At 71.0% G+C, this 17,663-nt stretch carries 23 protein-coding genes; 12 read left to right on the top strand and 11 right to left on the bottom strand.

Features of this window, described 5'->3' with window-relative positions:
* The 5 genes from B4V06_RS15155 to B4V06_RS15135 all read left to right on the top strand — a co-directional run.
* Window positions 1–259: DUF7118 family protein (locus B4V06_RS15155; RefSeq protein WP_498170495.1), on the top strand; the 259-nt coding region annotated here is incomplete at its 5' end.
* Between the two features lie 66 nt (window positions 260–325).
* Complete coding sequence (locus B4V06_RS15150; protein ID WP_123112815.1) at window positions 326–724, top strand: DUF7975 family protein; 399 nt, start codon at window positions 326–328, stop codon at window positions 722–724.
* A 517-nt stretch (window positions 725–1,241) separates the two neighbouring features.
* Complete coding sequence (gene thyA, locus B4V06_RS15145; RefSeq protein WP_498170493.1) at window positions 1,242–2,270, top strand: thymidylate synthase; 1,029 nt, start codon at window positions 1,242–1,244, stop codon at window positions 2,268–2,270.
* Complete coding sequence (locus tag B4V06_RS15140) at window positions 2,270–2,848, top strand: dihydrofolate reductase (RefSeq protein ID WP_123112813.1); 579 nt, start codon at window positions 2,270–2,272, stop codon at window positions 2,846–2,848. The genes thyA and B4V06_RS15140 overlap by 1 nt, the downstream gene beginning before the upstream one ends.
* A 134-nt stretch (window positions 2,849–2,982) precedes the next feature.
* Window positions 2,983–3,159, top strand: coding sequence for a DUF7501 family protein (locus B4V06_RS15135; protein ID WP_176329407.1), 177 nt, complete (start codon window positions 2,983–2,985; stop codon window positions 3,157–3,159).
* 52 nt (window positions 3,160–3,211) lie between these two features.
* Here the strand turns inward: B4V06_RS15135 and B4V06_RS15130 are convergent, their stop codons facing one another.
* From B4V06_RS15130 to B4V06_RS15120, 3 genes are read right to left on the bottom strand one after another with little or no spacing between them, the layout of a single operon-like run.
* Window positions 3,212–4,423, bottom strand: a complete 1,212-nt coding sequence (locus tag B4V06_RS15130) for an ABC transporter permease (RefSeq protein WP_123112812.1) — start codon at window positions 4,421–4,423, stop codon at window positions 3,212–3,214.
* Window positions 4,420–5,157 carry an ABC transporter ATP-binding protein gene (locus B4V06_RS15125; protein WP_123114846.1) on the bottom strand — a complete coding sequence of 246 codons (738 nt, stop codon included), beginning with the start codon at window positions 5,155–5,157 and terminating at the stop codon, window positions 4,420–4,422. The genes B4V06_RS15130 and B4V06_RS15125 overlap by 4 nt, the downstream gene beginning before the upstream one ends.
* Window positions 5,150–6,574 carry a hypothetical protein gene (locus tag B4V06_RS15120; RefSeq protein ID WP_498170490.1) on the bottom strand — a complete coding sequence of 475 codons (1,425 nt, stop codon included), beginning with the start codon at window positions 6,572–6,574 and terminating at the stop codon, window positions 5,150–5,152. Before B4V06_RS15120 ends, B4V06_RS15125 begins: the two co-directional genes overlap by 8 nt.
* A gap of 208 nt (window positions 6,575–6,782) precedes the next feature.
* Between B4V06_RS15120 and psmA the strand changes: the two genes are divergently transcribed.
* Together psmA and B4V06_RS15110 are read left to right on the top strand one after the other, a co-directional pair.
* On the top strand, window positions 6,783–7,574 hold the full coding sequence (gene psmA / locus B4V06_RS15115; protein WP_123112811.1) for an archaeal proteasome endopeptidase complex subunit alpha: 792 nt from the start codon (window positions 6,783–6,785) through the stop codon (window positions 7,572–7,574).
* Between the two features lie 56 nt (window positions 7,575–7,630).
* Window positions 7,631–8,512, top strand: a complete 882-nt coding sequence (locus B4V06_RS15110) for an MOSC domain-containing protein (protein WP_498170488.1) — start codon at window positions 7,631–7,633, stop codon at window positions 8,510–8,512.
* Between the two features lie 63 nt (window positions 8,513–8,575).
* On the opposite strand, the gene B4V06_RS15105 is transcribed toward B4V06_RS15110, so the two are convergent.
* The 3 genes from B4V06_RS15105 to B4V06_RS15095 form a co-directional block, all read right to left on the bottom strand.
* The gene (locus tag B4V06_RS15105; RefSeq protein ID WP_498170486.1) at window positions 8,576–9,475 is read right to left on the bottom strand and encodes a hypothetical protein; all 900 of its coding nucleotides are present in this window, start codon (window positions 9,473–9,475) and stop codon (window positions 8,576–8,578) included.
* Window positions 9,476–9,568: 93 nt separating this feature from the next.
* The gene (locus B4V06_RS15100) at window positions 9,569–9,745 is read right to left on the bottom strand and encodes a hypothetical protein (RefSeq protein WP_170938248.1); all 177 of its coding nucleotides are present in this window, start codon (window positions 9,743–9,745) and stop codon (window positions 9,569–9,571) included.
* Between the two features lie 53 nt (window positions 9,746–9,798).
* Window positions 9,799–10,668, bottom strand: a complete 870-nt coding sequence (locus B4V06_RS15095; protein WP_123112808.1) for a CheF family chemotaxis protein — start codon at window positions 10,666–10,668, stop codon at window positions 9,799–9,801.
* A 203-nt stretch (window positions 10,669–10,871) separates the two neighbouring features.
* Between B4V06_RS15095 and fer the strand changes: the two genes are divergently transcribed.
* Window positions 10,872–11,261 (top strand): ferredoxin Fer, encoded by a 390-nt coding sequence (gene fer / locus B4V06_RS15090; RefSeq protein WP_123112807.1) that lies wholly within the window; start codon window positions 10,872–10,874, stop codon window positions 11,259–11,261.
* A 127-nt stretch (window positions 11,262–11,388) separates the two neighbouring features.
* Here the strand turns inward: fer and B4V06_RS15085 are convergent, their stop codons facing one another.
* Window positions 11,389–12,039, bottom strand: coding sequence for an HVO_0476 family zinc finger protein (locus tag B4V06_RS15085; RefSeq protein WP_123112806.1), 651 nt, complete (start codon window positions 12,037–12,039; stop codon window positions 11,389–11,391).
* A gap of 178 nt (window positions 12,040–12,217) precedes the next feature.
* Between B4V06_RS15085 and prs the strand changes: the two genes are divergently transcribed.
* Window positions 12,218–13,072: a ribose-phosphate diphosphokinase gene (prs, locus tag B4V06_RS15080; protein ID WP_498170483.1), complete on the top strand. Its 855-nt coding sequence runs from the start codon at window positions 12,218–12,220 to the stop codon at window positions 13,070–13,072.
* A gap of 5 nt (window positions 13,073–13,077) precedes the next feature.
* On the opposite strand, the gene B4V06_RS15075 is transcribed toward prs, so the two are convergent.
* Window positions 13,078–13,635, bottom strand: a complete 558-nt coding sequence (locus B4V06_RS15075) for a sugar O-acetyltransferase (RefSeq protein ID WP_498170481.1) — start codon at window positions 13,633–13,635, stop codon at window positions 13,078–13,080.
* Window positions 13,636–13,694: 59 nt separating this feature from the next.
* Window positions 13,695–14,588 (bottom strand): thiamine-phosphate kinase, encoded by an 894-nt coding sequence (gene thiL / locus B4V06_RS15070; protein WP_498170479.1) that lies wholly within the window; start codon window positions 14,586–14,588, stop codon window positions 13,695–13,697.
* Between the two features lie 279 nt (window positions 14,589–14,867).
* On the opposite strand from thiL, the gene B4V06_RS15065 reads away from it, so the two are divergent.
* From B4V06_RS15065 to aceA, 3 genes are read left to right on the top strand one after another with little or no spacing between them, the layout of a single operon-like run.
* On the top strand, window positions 14,868–15,170 hold the full coding sequence (locus B4V06_RS15065) for a hypothetical protein (protein ID WP_498170647.1): 303 nt from the start codon (window positions 14,868–14,870) through the stop codon (window positions 15,168–15,170).
* Window positions 15,167–15,349, top strand: coding sequence for a hypothetical protein (locus tag B4V06_RS15060; RefSeq protein WP_498170477.1), 183 nt, complete (start codon window positions 15,167–15,169; stop codon window positions 15,347–15,349). The genes B4V06_RS15065 and B4V06_RS15060 overlap by 4 nt, the downstream gene beginning before the upstream one ends.
* A gap of 5 nt (window positions 15,350–15,354) precedes the next feature.
* Window positions 15,355–16,437 carry an isocitrate lyase gene (aceA, locus tag B4V06_RS15055; protein ID WP_498170475.1) on the top strand — a complete coding sequence of 361 codons (1,083 nt, stop codon included), beginning with the start codon at window positions 15,355–15,357 and terminating at the stop codon, window positions 16,435–16,437.
* A 111-nt stretch (window positions 16,438–16,548) separates the two neighbouring features.
* Here aceA and B4V06_RS15050 read toward each other — a convergent pair whose 3' ends face one another.
* Window positions 16,549–16,713, bottom strand: coding sequence for a DUF7838 family putative zinc beta-ribbon protein (locus B4V06_RS15050; protein ID WP_008006832.1), 165 nt, complete (start codon window positions 16,711–16,713; stop codon window positions 16,549–16,551).
* Between the two features lie 74 nt (window positions 16,714–16,787).
* Window positions 16,788–17,483 (bottom strand): helix-turn-helix domain-containing protein, encoded by a 696-nt coding sequence (locus tag B4V06_RS15045; RefSeq protein WP_498170473.1) that lies wholly within the window; start codon window positions 17,481–17,483, stop codon window positions 16,788–16,790.
* Window positions 17,484–17,663 lie beyond the last annotated feature (180 nt).

Below are 17,663 nucleotides of genomic sequence, written 5' to 3'. Positions count from 1 at the left end.
GCTCGCCTACGAGATCGACGAGCTGATCCCGCTGGTCTCGCGGGTCGCCGACGACGAGACGGTCGCGACGCTGCGGGCCGTGCGCGACCTCGCGCGCGACGACGCGTACGAGCGGCTCCGCCGCGCCGCCGAGGTGCGCGACGCGCTCGACGAGCCGGAGCTGGAGCTCGTGCGGACCGGCGCGATCCACGACCGGGTGCACGAGGCCGAGCGAACGCTCGATATCGCCGAGGACGTGCTGGCGGAGACGGAGCGGTAGCGGGCTTTTAAATCGGAGCGGGGGGAGTCGGGGCCTTTCAAGAGCCGCCGGCGCCGACGTGGTGGCATGACCCGATTCGACGCCGCGACAGGGGACGAGCGGCTGAAGCTGTTCGCGGACGCGGCGACCGCCCACCGGACCCGATCGAGCGACGTGATGACCGTCGACGTCGACCCCGACAGCGACGTCACCGAGGGCGGCGAGGTGCCGCCGTGGATCCAGCTCGCCGGCACGGAGGTGGTCTTGGACTGCACGGACGACGAGTTAGAGCGGCTGAAGGAGTTGTTGGGGGAGTTCCCGGAGTTCCGGATCGACGAGCTCGTCAGCCCGGAGGAGGCCGAGGGGACGAACGCGGTCGTCACGGCGCGCTCTGACGCCAACCGCGTGGCGGGATTCATCGAGCGCGCGTTCCGCGAGGTGTACGGGCTCGACGAGGAGTACCGGGCCTGGGTGACGGCTATATAACTCGGAGTGGAGTGTTGCTGTCGGCCGTTTATACACTGTCGGCGGCGCGGGGAACGTCAGTGGAGTTCCAGCCGCTCGCTTATAAACGGTTGATTCGAGATCGGCGATGAACACCTCCAAAGCCCCAGCCGCGAGGACTCGCGCGACTCGCTGCGCTCCTCGCTCAGTCGCTACCGCTCCTTCGCTGTGGTGCTTGCGTCGTCGTGCTTCGTCCTCGCGGCTGTCCCTTTGAGTCCCGCCCCGCACAGAAACCGCACCTCACGCCTCCCCAGCCTCGTCGGCCGGCCTCCGCTTCGCTCCGACCGTCCGACTCCCTCGCGGGCTCCTCGCGGCCGCCGGCGGCGACCGCTCGGAGGCGCGCCACCGCTTCGGCCATTTATAAATCGCCTACCGACACCGACGTGCGCGTAGACGCCGCATCTCGCTTCCGCTCACGACACACTTACTTTCCGCCGCGCGTTTGACCCGATAGACAGTCGCCTCGCGTGCCCGTGGGACGGAGGCGACGCCGACCACCATGCAACAGTACCTCGATCTCGTCGACGACACCCTGTCGACGGGCACGTACAAGCCGAACCGGACCGGCGTCGACACGATCGCGTCGTTCAGCGGGCAGTACACCGTCGACCTCGCGGAGGGGTTCCCCCTCCTCACCACCAAACAGATGGACGGCTACCGCTGGAACTCGCTCATCCACGAGGTGCTGTGGTACCTCTCCGGCGAGGAGCACGTCAGGAACCTCCGCGAGGAGACGAAGATCTGGGACGCGTGGGCCGACGACGAGGGCCGGCTCGACACCGCCTACGGCCGGTTCTGGCGGCGCTATCCGGTGCCCAACGAGGACGCCGCGCTCCCCGGCGAGACGTGGCCCGAGGACGCCCACCGCTGGGTGACCGTCGAGGAGGGCCCCGACGGGGGCGAGCGCCGGACGTTCGACCAGATTCGGTACGTGCTCGACACGCTCGAGGAGAACCCGCGCTCGCGCCGGATGGTCGTCAACGCGTGGCACCCCGCCAACGCCGCGACCTCCACGCTCCCGCCGTGTCACTACTCGTTCGTGGTGAACGTGCAGGACGGCCGTTTAAATCTCCACCTCACGCAGCGCTCGGGCGACATCGCGCTCGGCGTGCCGTTCAACATCGCCGCCTACGCGATCCTCGCGAACGCGCTCGCGCAGCGGACGGGGTTCGAGGTCGGCGAGTTCGGCCACACCGTCGTCGACGCGCACGTCTACTGCGGCCGCGGCGAGCGCGGCAAGTGGTACGCGAACAACCTTCCGTACGTCCAAGAGCGGCTCGCGAACGTCGGGAGCAAGGCCGACTACCTCGACGTGAAGGACTGGGTCGAGCGCACCGCCCCGGACGAGGCCGACGGCGAAGTGGGGTACGATCACGTCCCCGGCCTGCTCGAACAGCTCTCGCGGGAGCCGCGCGAGCGCCCCCGGATCGAGATCGCCGACGTCCCCCTCGACGAGCTGACCTACGAGGACGTCGAGCTCGTCGACTACGACTCCGCGGACGGCCTCTCGTTCGCGGTCGCGGAGTGATGGGCGGCGACGCGCCCGCCGGCGACGGCGCGGGCAGCGCCGAGATCGCCGACGTCGACCTCGTCATCGTCGCCGCCGTCGCCGAGAACGGCGTCATCGGCGACGAGGGCGGGATGCCGTGGCACTACCCGGCCGACCTGGCGCACTTCAAGCGTCTCACGACCGGCCACCCCGTGATCGTCGGGCGGAAGACGTACGAGAGCATCGCCGCCCGGATCGGCGGCCCGCTCCCCGACCGCACCAGCGTCGTGCTGACGACGCGCGACCTCGACCTCCCCGAGGGGGCCGTCGCCGCGAACGACGTCAGCGGGGCGGTCGTGCTCGCCGCCGCCGACGCCGCCGACCGCGGCGTCGACGAGGCGTACGTGATCGGCGGCGCCGCCGTCTACGAGCAGTTCCTCGACCTCGCCGACCGGATGGTGTTGACGGAGGTCCCCGGGCGTCCCGACGGCGACACGCGGTTCCCGGACTGGGACGCCGACGCGTGGCGGGAAGTCGACCGCGAGGTCGTTCCGGACGCCGAGACCGACGGCGACGGCGACCTCGCGTTCGTCACCTACGAGCGAAAAACCGACTGACGGTCGGGGCGTTCCTCTTGTACTGAGTGGACGTTCGGGCTGGATACTTCGCGAGAAGCACGCGGAACAGATATCTATGGCAAAAATACCACACGTAACAAAACTTTTGAGCTTCTAGATTGGTATGTGATGTCATGGCATTAGCGGAGTCGACGATCGAGCCGAGGCGGTGCCCGTTCTGCGAGGCGGAGTTGGCGTCCCCCGGAGCGGGGTTCGTCCGGCACATCGAGGAGAGCCCGGAGTGTCGAGACGCCTTCGAGACGTGGCGCGACCGCGTGACCGACGACATGCGCGGCGGCTGGGCGGGGTGACGGTCCCGCTCGCGGAGAGACGCCGCCGGGCTCGCCGTCGGGTCGCGGCTGCTCAGCTCCGGAGCGCCTCGACCGGTCGCTCGTTCGCGGCCTTCCAGGCCGGGTAGGCGCCGCTGACGAGCCCCACGCCGACGCCGAAGCCGAGCGCGAGGAGGAGGTAGTAGCCGTTCGTCGGGTCGAGCGCGAGGGCGGCGTCGACCTCCGGGGTCGCGGCGACGAGCCCGGCGACGAGCAGGACGGTGAGGAGGGTCCCCGCGGCGGCGCCGATCGCGCCGATGAGGCCGGCCTCCGCGAGCAGCACGCGCAACACGTCGCGGCGGGTCACGCCGACCGCGCGCATCACGCCGATCTCCTCCCTGCGCTCGACCGTGCTCATTAACATTACGTTGAGGATCGAGACGCCGGCGACGACGAGCGAGATGGCGCCGAGCCCGAGGAGGAACGTGCTGAGCAGCCCGAAGAACTCGTTGACCTCGTCGACGATCGCGGCGAGCTCGAACAGCTCGACGCGCTCCTCGCGGGCGTTCACCTCCGCGCGGATGTCGTCGGCCGCGACCCGCGCCGCCTCGCCCGATTCGGCGACGACGAGGGCCTGCGCGTACCCGTCCGCCGAGAAGGCGGACTCGGGGAGGAAGACGGCGTCGTCGGGCGCGACCGGGCTGAACGTCTGGCTCTCGACGAGCACCGCGACCACCCGGACCTGGGTCCCCGCGATCCCGACGGTGTCGCCCGCGCCGACGCCGAGCTCCTCGGCGACGTCGGCGCCGACGATCGCGCCCTGCCGGTGGCGCTCGGGGAGCCGGCCCTCCGCGGCCTCGAACGCGAGCGCCGGCTCCTCGACGCCGTAGACGGTCGCGAACTCTTGGTCGCTCTGACTGGCGACGACCGCGTTGTCCGAGTACAGCGGGACGACCGCCGGCTCGCCCACGGCGCGCCGAATGTCGGCCACGTCGGCGTCGGAGAGCGACTCGATCCCGGCGTCGGCGTTCGGCGAGACCACGACCTGCGTGCCGATGTCGCCGATGGCGTCCTGGGCGCCGAGCGCCAGCACGTTGCCGAAGATCCCGAGCGCCGCGACCGCGAGCACGCCGATGCAGACGCCGAGCACCGCGAGCGCGGTCCGCACCCGGTTCCGGCGCAGGTTCCGCGCGGCCATCCCTACCGCGGGGCGCCAGCCGCGGAGCCAGCCGCTCGCTCCGGACTTCGGCCGCGAGCCCGGCCCCGAACCCGAACCTGACTGCGCCGCCGGTTCGCCCCGGCTCATTGATCCTCCGCGGTCGCCGTCTCGGGGTCGGGGCGCGGCTCCGCTTCCCTCGTCTCATCGCCGTCCGGAATCCCGCCGACCAGCACGCCGTCGGTGAGCTCGACGACCCGGTCGGCGTACCCCTCGACGAGCGGGTCGTGCGTCACCGCGACGACCGCGACCCCCTCCCGCTTCACGCGCTCGAACTCCGCGAGGATCGACTCGCCGGTCTCCGTGTCGAGGTTGCCCGTCGGCTCGTCGGCGAGCAGGACCGCGGGATCGTTGATGAGCGACCGGGCGATGGCGACCCGCTGTTTCTGCCCGCCGGACAGTTCCGACGGCTCGTGGTCGAGCCGGTCGCCGAGCCCGAACCGCGAGAGCAGGTCGGCGGCGCGGTCGCTCGCGTCGCCGGGGTCGAACGCGGTCGGCAGCGCGACGTTCTCGACCGCCGTCAGCGTCGGCAGCAGGTGGAAGTCCTGGAAGACGAAGCCGATCGACTCCTTGCGCGCCGCCGTGCGCTCGGCGACCGAGAGGCTCGTCACGTCGGTCCCGTCGAGGACCCGCTTCCCCTCCGTCGGGTCGTCGAGCAGCCCGAGGACGTTCAGCAGGGTCGACTTGCCGGAGCCGCTCGGCCCGACGACCGCGACGAACTCGCCCGGCTCGACCGCGAAGTCGACGTCGTCGAGCGCGACCACCGGCTCGGCGCCGCCGCCGGGGTAGCGCTTGGTCGCGCCCCGCAGTTCGACGCTATACATCGCGCCGACGCACGACGCCTCCCACGACCGCGAGCCCGGCGGCACCGACGAGGCCGACCGCCCCGAGCGCGCCGACCGAGCCGAGCCCGCCGGCGGAGCCGAGGGTGCCGGCGGCGTCCGAGCTCCCGTCTCCGGTTCCCGCGCCGTCCGGGAGCGCCACCGCCTCCGTCTCCACGTACCGCACGCCGCGCTCGGTGTACGCGATCCGGACCGGGACCTCGTCGGCGACAGACGCGTTCGCGGTCGTCCGCAGGTCGAAGGCGACGAAGTCGCCGGCACCGACCGCGCCGACGAAGTACTCGCCGCCGGCCGGCGTCGGTTCGACGCCCGGCGCCTCCCCCACGGAGACGACGACGCCCTCCAGATCGCCGCCGCCCGCGTTGCCGAGGTTGGCGTCGACAAGGACCTCGCCGTCGTCGGTCGCTTCGACCGTCGCGTCGGTGACAATCGGCTCCCCGTCGTGCGCGGGGTACCGGAGCGTCGACGTCGCGGTGCGCTCCGCGCCGGCGCCGTCCTGCGCGTCGATGCCCGCCCGGAACGCCGCCGTGAACGTCACCGCCGAGCGCCGGTCGAGGGGGCCGAGGTCGACGACGACGCGCCGCTCCTCGCCGGGCGCGACCTCCTCGACGACGTACGGGCCGGCCTCGAACGCCCCGTTTTCACTGCCGTTTCCGCTTCCATCACCGCCCGCGATCGGCTCGCCGGCCGCGGTCAGGCTCACGCGGTCGGCGGTCGTGGTCCCCGTGTTGACCACGGTTACCGCCACCGGGGAGTCGGCCGACCGCACGGCCTCCGCGGCGTCCTCGCCCGTGTCGAGCCCGCCGCCACCGCCGCCGAAGATCCCCTCGATGCCGTCGACGCCGATGCCGCCGGCGTCCTCGCTCTCGTCGTCGCTCCGGAGGTCCTCCGGGGCGAGCCCGCGCGTCCGGAGGTCGAGCGTCACCACGGCCGGCTGGACGTCGACGACGACGTCGCGCGTCACGGTGACGGTCGCCGGGTCCTCGCCGTCTTCGGCCTCCGCCTCGGCGACGACCTCGACGGTGACCCGGCGCTCGCCGGGGTCGTCGAACCGGGTCCAGAGGGTCACGTCGGTGGCGTCGCCGGGCGAGAGCGCGCCGACCGCGGTCGCCTCATCGAGCGGGTTCGCGTCGTCGTCCGCGCCCGCGTCGACGACCCTGACGCTCGTCACGTCGGCGGCCGAGGGGCTGCCGCCGGAGTTGGAGAGCGAGACGTTCAGGCTCGTCCGCTCGCCGACGACCGGATCGGTCGTACTCGCGTCGATCCCGTCGATCGCGATCCGGGCGTCCGGCACCGCCGCGACCCCGCCGACGGCCGCGAGGAGCACGAGGAGGGCCGTCAGCGCGGCTGTCGTTCGTGTGGGAGTCAAATTCGACCGCGCTAGGGGACCGATCGGCATATATCCGTCGTAGGCGGGGATCGCGGATTCCGCGCGTTGCGGTCGAGCGACGCCCGTCTCGGCGAGCTCCGACCCGCCGACGCCGCGGGCAACTAAAGGGTCCGGGGTCGCTCCCGGCACGTACCGGTTACGGACCCTTTTTCAACCGTCCGGCGTAATGACGGGTAATGAGCCAAGGCGACACCGCGAGAGCGGGTGATCGACGATGATGGGCAACAACGACCAGCAGGCGTACGACCGCGGCACGTCGCTGTTCTCGCCCGACGGGCGCATCTACCAGGTCGAGTACGCCCGCGAGGCGGTCTCGCGCGGCGCGCCCAGCGTCGGGATCCGCACCGCCGAGGGCGTCGTGTTCGTCGCGATGTCCCGCGCCTCCTCGACGCTGATGGAGGCCGAGAGCATCGAGAAGCTCCACAAGCTCGACGACCACCTCGGCACCGCGAGCGCGGGCCACGTCGCCGACGCGCGACAGCTGATCGACCTCGCTCGCCGGCAGTCGCAGGGGAACCGCCTGCGCTACGGCGAGGCGGTCGGCGTCGAGACGCTGACGAAGTTCGTCACCGACCACATCCAGGAGAACACCCAGCGCGGCGGCACCCGCCCGTACGGCGCCGCGCTCCTCATCGGCGGCATCGAGAACGGCGAGCCGCGCCTGTTCGCCGCCGACCCCTCCGGCACCCCGAACGAGTGGAAGGCGACCGTCATCGGCGGCGGCCGGAAAGAGATCCAGGGCCACCTCGAAGAGGAGTGGAACGACGACCTCTCGCTTCCCGCCGGTATCGAGCTCGGCCTCGCCGCGCTCGCGGCCCACGAGGACGAGTTCGAACCCGACGACGTCGCGGTCGCGACGATCACCGAGGCCGACGGCTACCGGACCGTCCCCGGCGACGAGGTCGCCGAGGCGTTCGCGGCGGCCGGGCTGGCGACCGAGGACGACGAAGAGCCGGACGCCGACGGAGACGAGGAGACCGACGCTGCCGACGAAGACGACGAGGAGTAACGCCGCCGCCGCGCCGTCGACCGATCGCTTTTCTCACGCGCCGTCGAACGCGGGACATGGCACGCATCGCGGACCTCGTCGCCTATCCGCTGAAATCGAACGACGGCGTCGCCCTCGACCGCGCCGAGCTGGGGGCGGCCGGCGCGCTCCGCGGGGACCGCACGTACGCGCTCGTCGAGGCCGGCGTCGACCCCCACGAGGCGTCCGTCGGCGGGAACGGCGGCTACGTCAACGGGAAGCGCGAGCCCGCGGTCCACGGGATCCGCGCGAGCTACGAACTGACCGACTCGGTCGACCCGACGCCGACCGCGGTGACCCTCTCGCGGCCGGCGCGCACCGAGACGAGGACCGATGCGGACGAGCGGCGGTTCGCGCTCCCCGACGAGGCCGACGCGGTGGAAGCGTGGGTCGGCGACTACCTCGGCTACGACGTCGACCTGGTGCGCGAGCCCGACGGCGGGCTCCCGGACGACCGGGTCGCACACGGGCCGACGGCCGTCTCGCGCGCGACGCTGGAGACGGTCGCGGGCTGGTTCAACGCGGTCGCGGACGCGACGGAGATGCGCCGGCGGCTCCGCCCGAACGTGGTCCTCGACGACTGCCCCGCCTTCTGGGAGGACCGGCTGTTCGCCGACCGCGGTGAGGCCGTCCGGGTCGCCGCGGGCGACGCCGAGCTGCTCGGCGTCAACCCCTGTCAGCGCTGCGTCGTCCCGTCCCGGAACCCGGACACGGGCGCCGAGATCGACGGCTTCCGCGAGACCTTTATAAAGAATCGCCGGGCGACGCTCCCGGACTGGACCGAGAGCGACCGCTTCGACCACGACTTCCGGCTGATGGTGAACACCGTCGTTCCGGAGACGCAGCGGGGGGCGACCCTCGCCGTCGGCGACGAGGTGCGGATCGAGGGGATCGAGCCGCTCGACGGAGAGCTGTACTGAGCGCTCGGCGCGTCCGGACCGGCGAAGTATTTAAAAGGAAACGCGCGGCGAGACCGTCGGCGACTACCGGCCGCCGTCGGTCATCGCGATCGGCTCCTCCTCGGCGGCGTCGGCGGGAGCGTCGCTCCCGTCGGCGGTCGGTCCCTCGACGCCCGCGGTGTCGGGCGTCGTCTCGCCGACGCCGAAGTGGTTCCAGAGGGTGACGCCGACGACCGCGTACGCGACGAGGTCGTAGTGGACGGCCCCCTCGAACGCGGTGAACGCGGCGAGGGTGCTGTAGCCGAACAGCGCGACGACGCCCGCCACGAAGACGCTCTCGTTCGTCGCTCGCCCCGCGGCCGCCGCGGCGAGTGACCGCTTGATCATCGGACCGCAGGCGACGAGGAACGCGATCCCCGACAGCGAGCCGAGGTTGACGAAGAAGTGCGTCGCCATCTGCGAGTCGAGGATCGACTGGAGGTACTGGACCGTCACCGGGTCGTAGAACAGCCACTCGACCCGGGTGGGGTAGAGGACGGCGATGTACGGGGTCGCGACCATCAGCCCGAAGAGGACGGCGACGGCGACGCGGGCGGAGTCGAACTGCGCGGCGCGCCGCACCTCGAACGCCGCGTCGCCGGGCGCGACCACGAGCCCGCAGGCCTCCAGCGCGTCCCGGAGCTCCCCGCGGGAGACGTCCGGGTCGTGGTGGATCCCGACCGTCCCGTTCCGCCTCGTCGCCGAGGCGGCGCTGACGCCGTCGCGGTCGAGCAGGACGGCCTCTAACAGCCCCTCGCGTCGCTTCGTGTCGATCCCGTCGACGGAGAAGGTGTCGTGGACGTGCGGCTCGGGCACCCGCGCGGTCCGCGGCCCCGCGTCGTCGGGCGGCGCCGCGTCGCGTCGGTCGCCCGCCGGCGCGTCCAGCCCCCGTTCGCGGGCCGCGGCGTCGAGCCGCGTCGAACGCCCGTGGCGGTCGTCTGGCATGTGAACTACCTACGTCCGCATCAGCATGAAACTTCCCCCGGATCCCGCCGAACGGGCCTCGGTCGGCCTCCCACCGGCCGGCGTCCGGCCGCCTCACTTGGCGAAGTAGCTCGTCAGGTATCCCGAGAGGAACGAGGCGATCCCGACCGCGGCCAACAGCTCCCCCGTCGACCACTCGTCGCTCTCCTCGGATCGCGCGGCCGCGGCGGTCACGGCGAGGCTGACGAGAAGCGAGATGACACCGTTGCTGAAGTCGGTCTTGAATCCCATACCGGTCGGAGGTGACGGCGAGGCATAGTCGTTCGGCCGGGCGGCGTCGGCAGTCAGGCGTTGACCGACTCCAGGTACGTGGTGACGATCATCTGCCCCTTCCGCGTGAGCGCCGCGCCCGACTCGCCGTCGACGACGAGCTCCTCCTCGCGGAGCTGATCGAGGACCATCGACGTCTGCGCGACGTCGCCCGTGACCACGTCGGCGATGTTCGCCTCCCCGCCGGCGGAGTAGATCGACACGAGGATCTCCAGCTGCTCTTCGGTCGGGTCGAACGACTCCAGCTCCTCCATGACCTCCTCGTACTCCAGCTTGATGTACCGGCCGAGCACGTTCAGCGTGCGCTCGTTCGGGACGGTCGCGATCGACGTGACGGTCCGTGAGTCGACGACGTGGCGGAACACGAGCGCGGGCCGCTGGGTGCCGGCGAGCGTCCGGTCGGTCCGCTCGTAGTCGATCACGGCGGAGAGGTCGACCTCGAACGGGTCGGGACAGTCGACGAAACCGATCGCGCCGGGCGACAGCGTCACCGACGCCGTGTGGTCCGACGCGTCCGTGACGCGACCGCCCACCTTCGCGGGGTGCCGGACGGTGACCGTCACGCCGCGCAGCAGCGCCTTGAACAGCAGGCGGATGAACCGCTCCATGTCCTCCGACTCGCCCTCGACGAGGGCCGTGCGTCGGTCGCCCCGCCGCTCGTACGCCAGGGTGACGCTGTCGCTGAAAAACGAGCGCAGGTCGCCGGGGACGGTGCCGACGGAGACGTCGAACACGGCGGACAGGGGGACGGTCGTCTTGTCGTCGTCCGTCGCGAGCACCAGTCGGCGCTGGCTCAGGAGCACCCGCCCCGTCACCGGCTTGTCGCTCCCGATGTCCGCGGTGTGAACGCGGCCGACGAAGTCGGCGACGACGGACTCTTCCATCGGACCACGCTACGCGCCGTTCGCTATTTACTGTTACCCACGGCGTATCAGTCATGATAACGAGCTGTCAGGCCGACCGCGCGGCGAGAGCGAACGTGTTCGGCGGCTCGCTCGGTTCTGATCGTCCGACGGGTCTTCCGATCGATCACCCGTGAGGCGAGGAACAGCAAAGCCTAATGAGGAGGGCATCAAACCGACAGGTGATGCCCACAGTAGAATACCTCAACTACGAAGTGCTCGACGACCACGGCTGGTCGATGGACGACGACAACCTCTTCGAGGAGGCCGCCGAGGCCGACCTCGACGCCGAGGACTACGGCACCCTCGAAGTGAATCAGGGCGAATACATCCTCGAATCCGCCGAGGCACAGGGCTACGACTGGCCCTTCTCGTGCCGCGCCGGCGCCTGCGCGAACTGCGCCTCCATCGTGAAGGAGGGCGACATCGAGATGGACATGCAGCAGATCCTCTCCGACGAGGAGGTCGAAGAGAAGAACGTCCGTCTCACCTGCATCGGCAGCCCGGCGACCGACGAGGTCAAGATCGTCTACAACGCGAAACACCTCGACTACCTGCAGAACCGCGTCATCTAACGCCGTCCCGACCACGTCGCGGTCGTACTCACAGACGGTGTTCGATGTGGGTCGCCCCCATCGGTGCCACCGTTTTTTCGGAAGGCTCGTTCCCCGGAGCGACCGCTGACTCCCGACGCCGCGACGCCTACCAGGCGGACCAGGCCGTCAGGCTCTCGTCGCGGCCGTACACCCGCTTACAGTCCTTCGCGTAGGCGAAATCGCCGTCGTGGTCGAGCTTCTCGTGGCGGTACTCCGGGGCGTCCTCGCGGATCTGGACGCCCTCGACGACGAACTCCTCGTCGCCGAACTCCTCGGTCTCGGCGACGGTGAACTCGTAGTCGCCGGGGACGTTCACCCGGATCGAGCGCGTCTCGTCGGCGTTCCCGTCCTTCGGGTGCAGCGTCACCGGAACGGTGACGTTGTCGACCGCGCGGGTCCACAGCGTCTCGACGGTCTCGATGTCGGCATCTTCGACGCGCTGCTCCGGCCCCACCTCGATCCCGGTGACGCGGACCTGCATCAGCGCGTCGGGGGTGTCGACGACGAACTCCTCGCCGGTCCCGACGTAGGTGTCCGCGGGGACGTCCATTCGGGTGGTGAACGACTCGCCGTCCTGCGAGACGACGATGTCCAACTCGACCGTGTCCTCCTCCGGGATCTCGGTCTTGTGCGTGTGGTCGCAGTCGGTACAGCGGACGGTCGCCTGCCCGCCGGGGCGCAACACTTCGTGGACGGTCTCCTCGCCCGGCGAACACGACGGGCAGGCGAGACCGACTCGGTCGCCTGTTTCGGTCATTACGGCGTCGTATCCGCCGCTCGCGTAAATATCCGCCCCTGTGGTCGCCGTGCGTCACACGCTCGCGTGGGGCTCGGGGCGCCGGTCCGGTGACCGCGTCCCTCGGCGCCCCGCGGACGACGCCGACCCGCGCCGGAGTAAGGAAACTGGTTTACCGGTGTCAGGGGAACGGACGCCCATGATCGTTCCCGGATCCAGCTCACAGCTGCTCGCGGCCGCGCTCGCCGAGGAGACGGGCCGACCGCTGGCGACGCCGACGTACGACCGGTTCCCGGACGGCGAGACGCTCGCGGCGGTCCCCGACTTCGCCGGGGACGAGGCGACGGTCGTCGCGACGACCGACTCCGACGCGGCGTGGGTCGAACTGCTCCAACTCCAGGACGCCGTCCGCGAGGCCGGCGCCGAGCGCGTGACGACCGTGATCCCCTACATGGGGTACGCCCGGCAGGACGAGTCGTTCGGCGACGGCGAGCCCGTCTCGGCGCGGGCGATGGCGCGGGCGATCTCCACCGGCGCCGACCGCGTCGTCCTCGTCAACCCCCACGAGCCGCGCGTCGCCGACTTCTACGACGTCCCCGTCGAGACGGTGGACGCCGCGGCCGTCCTCGCCGACCCGCTGCCGGCCGGCCTCGCCGACCCGCTGTTCCTCGCGCCGGACGAGGGCGCGGTCGGCATCGCCGAGACGGTCCGGGACGCGTACGGGGCGGGCGAGACGGACTACTTCGAGAAGCACCGCGACCGCGAGACGGGCGCCGTCGCGGTGTCGCCGTCGGACGCCTCCGTCGAGGGGCGGGACGTGGTCGTCGTCGACGACATCATCGCGACCGGGTCGACGATGAGCGAGTCGGTCGCCGTGCTGAACGACCGCGGCGCGGCGCGGGTGATCGCGGCCTGCGTCCATCCCATGCTCGCCGCCAACGCCGTGACGAAGCTGCGCGGCGCCGGCGTCGACCGCATCGTCGGCAGCGACACCATCGAGCGCGGCTGCAGCGTCGTCAGCGTCGCCCCCGTCCTCGCCGACGCGCTGGCGTAGCCTTTTTAATCGATCTCTCGGATCACCCGCGCCGGGTTCCCGCCGCCGACGGTGCGGGTCGGCACGTCGTCGGTGACCACCGCGCCGGAGGCGATCACCGCGCCGTCGCCCACGGTCACGCCGGGGTTGAGCACCGCACGCCCGCCGATCCAGGCGTCGTCGCCGACGGTCACGGGCCGTCCGCGCTCGCGGCCGGTCGCGCGCTCGTCGGGGTCGATCGGGTGGGTCACCGCGTAGACGTGCACGCCCGGGCCGAGCATACAGCGGTCGCCGAAGGTGATCGGGCACGCGTCGAGGAGGACGCAGCCGTAGTTCGCGAAGAAGTCGTCGCCGACGGCGACGTTGTAGCCGTAGTCGCAGCGGAGGGACGGCTGGACGACCGGGTCCTCGCCGACCGCGTCGAACAGCTCGCGGAGGAGGTCGGTCCGGCGCTCCCGCTCGGCCCCGCTCGTCCCGTTGTATCGGCGCGTCAGGTCGCGGGCGCGCTCGCGGTCGGCGACGAGAGCCGGGTCGGTGGGGTCGTACGGCTCTCCCGCCACCATCCGCTCGGTCTCGGTCGGCATGGTCGGGGTAACGGGCGCCGATTTATAAGTCGTCGGTGGTTCGGCCGCCCGACCGGCCCTCACCCGTGCGTGTAGCCGCGGTCGGGGAGCGGGTCGCCGTCGGCGGTCACCCCGTCTGCGGCGTCGACGACGGTTCCCACGCGCGCGAGCCCGCCCGAGCAGGCCTCGCGGGCGCCGTCGAGGTCGCCTTCGGGAACGGTACAGACGAGCTCGAAGTCCTCGCCGAAGTGCGCGGCGAGCTCGAAGCGGTCGGCGGCCCCCTCGGCGACGTCGTCGACCGCGGGGTGGACGGGGAGCCGGTCGCTATCGAGCGCGAAGCCGACCTCGCTCGCCTCCGCGAGCTGGTGGAGCGACCGCGCGAGCCCGTCCGAGGAGTCCATCATCGCGGTCGCGCGGCCGGCGAGCGCGACCCCGTCGGCGACGCGGGGCGCGAACCGGAACAGGTCGTTGGCGCGCTCGACCGACGCCTCGTCGCCGCGCTCGAACAGCCGGAGGGCGGCCGCGGACCGCCCCCACTCCCCGGTGACGCAGAGCGCGTCGCCGGGGGCCGCGCCCGACCGCGTCACCGGGCCGGCGTCGGCGACCTCGCCGATCGCGGTCGAGGCGGTCGTGAACTCGTCGTGGCTGTCGAGGTCGCCGCCGACGTAGTCGGCGTCGACCGACTCGCAGACGTCGACCGCGCCGGCGACGAACCGGTCGAGTCGGTCGGGGTCGAATTCGGCGTCGGCGTAGACGGCGACCGCGGCGGTCGCGGTCGCGCCCATCGCCGCCACGTCCGAGAGCGACGCGCCGACCGCTCGCCACCCCGCGGTGTACCGGGTCGTCCCCGGCGGGAAGTCGGTGCGCTCGTGGAGCATGTCGGTCGTGATGACGGTGTCGCCGACGACGGCGGCGTCGTCGCCCGCGTGCGGCAGGTCGGCGGAGAGCCGGCGAAGCGCATCGCGCTCGTTCACGGGCGGGCAAACGCACCGGAGCCGGTTAGAAGGGATCGGTCCGACGCCCGACGATTGCCGCCCCAAGCGCGTCGCCCGCCCGATCGTGCCCCGTGATACCACGCATCATTTAAACAGGTAAAACACACTAACGAATATTATCATTATCGATCATTATGTTTATTACCATCCCTCCGAACCCACCGAGTGCAATGTCAGTATCAGTACGCGGACACGGGGCAGCACGACGCGCCGACCGACCGATCACCAGACGACCACCGCAACCACCCACACGACCCGATGACGACACCTGACAAGACCACGACGCCCGAGACGACCCGACAGACGACTGAGACGACCCGACCGACAGACCGGCAGACGACCGCTGACGCTTCTCCCCGCTCGATCCCCGGCCGCACGCCGATCACCGAGGAAGCGGGCGCGCCGATCGTTCCCGCGACCCGGACGTCGACGACGGGGGCGACCGCGACCGACGCCCCGCGTCGCCCGAGCCCGCCGCCGACCGACGCGGAGCGAGACGCGCCGCTGGTCCCCGACCTGCGTCCGACCCGGACCTCGCGGACCGACGGGGGGTCGCCGTGAGCCCCGTTCCCCTGTCCGGGACCGGCGCCGGTCCCCGACCCGACCCGACGACGTTCACGCGGAGCGCGACCGACCGGTACGCGACGGGCCGATCGACGGCCGACCGGCGCGCGACGGATCGAACCACGACCGACAGCGCCGCGACGGCGCGGTCCACCGACGACGACACCGCAGAGTGACATCCATGCATCCCAACGAGCTCGACGACGACGTCTTCGAGAGAGATATCGACAACCCGGCCGGCCGGAAGCTCCGCGAGCTGTTCGCGGAGCAGGAGTACACGTTCGCGCCCGGGATCTACCACGCGCTCGACGCCCGCCTCGCGGAGATGGCGGGCGTCGACGCCGCCTACATGAGCGGCTACTCGACCGTGCTCGGTCAGTTCGGCTTCCCCGATCTGGAGATGGTCACGATGACCGAGATGGTCGAGAACGCCAAGCGCATGGTCGAGGCGACGAACCTCCCGGTTGTCGCCGACTGCGACACCGGTTACGGCGGCGTCCACAACGTCCGGCGCGCGGTCCGCGAGTACGAGAAGGCCGGCGTCGCCGCCGTCCACATCGAGGACCAGACCTCGCCGAAGCGGTGCGGCCACATCGCGGGCAAGCAGATCGCCTCCCGCGAGCAGGCGCGGTCGCGCTTCGAGGCGGCCGTCGACGCCAAGCAGAGCGAGGACACGGTCATCATCGCGCGGACCGACGCGTACGGCTCCGCCAACGGCGACTGGGAGGAGCACCTCGAACGCGGCCGGATCTACGCCGACGCCGGCGTCGACCTCGTCTGGCCGGAGATGCCCGACCCGTCCCGCGAGGACGCGGTCGAGTACGCGGAGACCATCCACGAGACTCATCCCGACCTCGACCTGGCGTTCAACTACTCCTCGTCGTTCGCGTGGAGCGAGCAGGAGGACCCGCTCACCTTCGCAGAGCTCGGCGACCTGGGCTACCAGTACATCTTCATCACCCTGTACGGGCTCCACTCGGGCGCCCACGCGGTGTACGAGGATATGCAGAACATCGCCGAGAACGGCGAACAGGCGCAGTTCGACCTGGAGGACCGCTACCTCGGTCACGAGACGGAGAGCCACCACGAGCTCTCCTTCGTCCCGCGGTATCAGGACATCGAGGCGCGGTTCGACCCCGAGGCGTCGGCCCGCCAGGAGGCGTCGGCCGGCTTCACCGAGGAGGAGAACGACCCGATCACCGCCGAAGACGGTGACACCGAGGGAGAAACGGAGGAGCCGCCGGCCGCCGAGAGCGACGACTGATCGGTAGCGGATCGCGGAACGAGACCGGAACCGTCCGGTCGTCTCGTTTTTCTTTATCTCCGGCGGTCGGTCGCGTTTCGGGGACCGGTGGTCGGACGCCGCGCTCGCGGATCAGGCCGGAAGCGTGTCGATGCCGTTGATCTCGACGTAGCCGTAGCCGCACTCGGGGCACCGCCACTTCGTCTTCTCGCCGAGGTGAAGGGTCATCGCCGCGGTCCGGTAGAACGACTGGGTCTCTCCGCACGAGGGACAGTCCACGTCCTTTTCGAGCGCCATGTGCGCGGATCGATCCGGCGCGGTGTTGAAGCTACTGATCCGGCGGCCGTCGTCTTCGCGCGCGACTCCGTCCCTCAGGCCCGTCTGAGGGACAGGGCGACGAGCTTCTGTTCGGCGGCCCGGAGGTGCTGATGGAACGTCGCCGGACAGATTCCGAACCGGTCGGCGAGCTCCTCGGCGGTGACCTCCCGCGGCCAGTCGTAGTACCCGGCATCGTGGGCCGCTCCGAGGATCTCCCGCTGGCGATCGGTCATATCCGTCTCGAGAGCCGCCCGGAGACACCTCTGCCCGAATATCGGGGTCCCGTAGGACTGCTCTCGCTTGACCGTCAGCTCGGCGTCCGGATAGGCGTCGGTGAAGTCGTCGATGACCGTCGAGACGTCCTCGGACGGCGGGACTTCCACCCCGACGGTCCCGCTCCCGCCTCGGCTCTCGACGGTGCAGGGGAGCGCGCCGGACTCACCGAGAAAGACCGCCGGACAGCCGTCGTCCACGACGAACTCGAATAACGCCTCGTCCTCGAACCGCTCGACGAGACGCGCCTCCACCGACGGGTGGTCGAGGGCCTGCGCGAGGACGGACTCGGGGTCGACGCCGCTGACCGAGAAGAACTCGGCGTAGCTCCCCGCTCCCCGCGGGATGAACTCCCTCAGCAGCGCCGCTGCGCCGTCCGCCTCGGACACCGCGACGAACGGGTACTCGGAGCTCGAAAGGGCGAATTCGACGTAGGTCACCCGTTCGTCCGCCCGGGGGGAATCCTGGGAGGCCATGAGGGACCGTTCACTATTGACCCGTTTCACTCTTGTCCCGCGCCGACCGCGACGGCGCGGCTGCGGGTTCGAGCGCAGAGGAGCGGGACGAAATACGGTAAAGCTAGGCGCGTGCCTCTGACGATAATACGTTACGGCCGCATCCGCTTAGTCGCACACCCCAACTGCTTCGGTGTGGGT

The sequence above is a fragment of the Halorubrum sp. B53 genome (assembly GCF_059752395.1).
The sequence above is the reverse complement of the archived record's forward strand: the minus strand, read 5'-3'. Positions and strand labels throughout refer to the sequence as shown.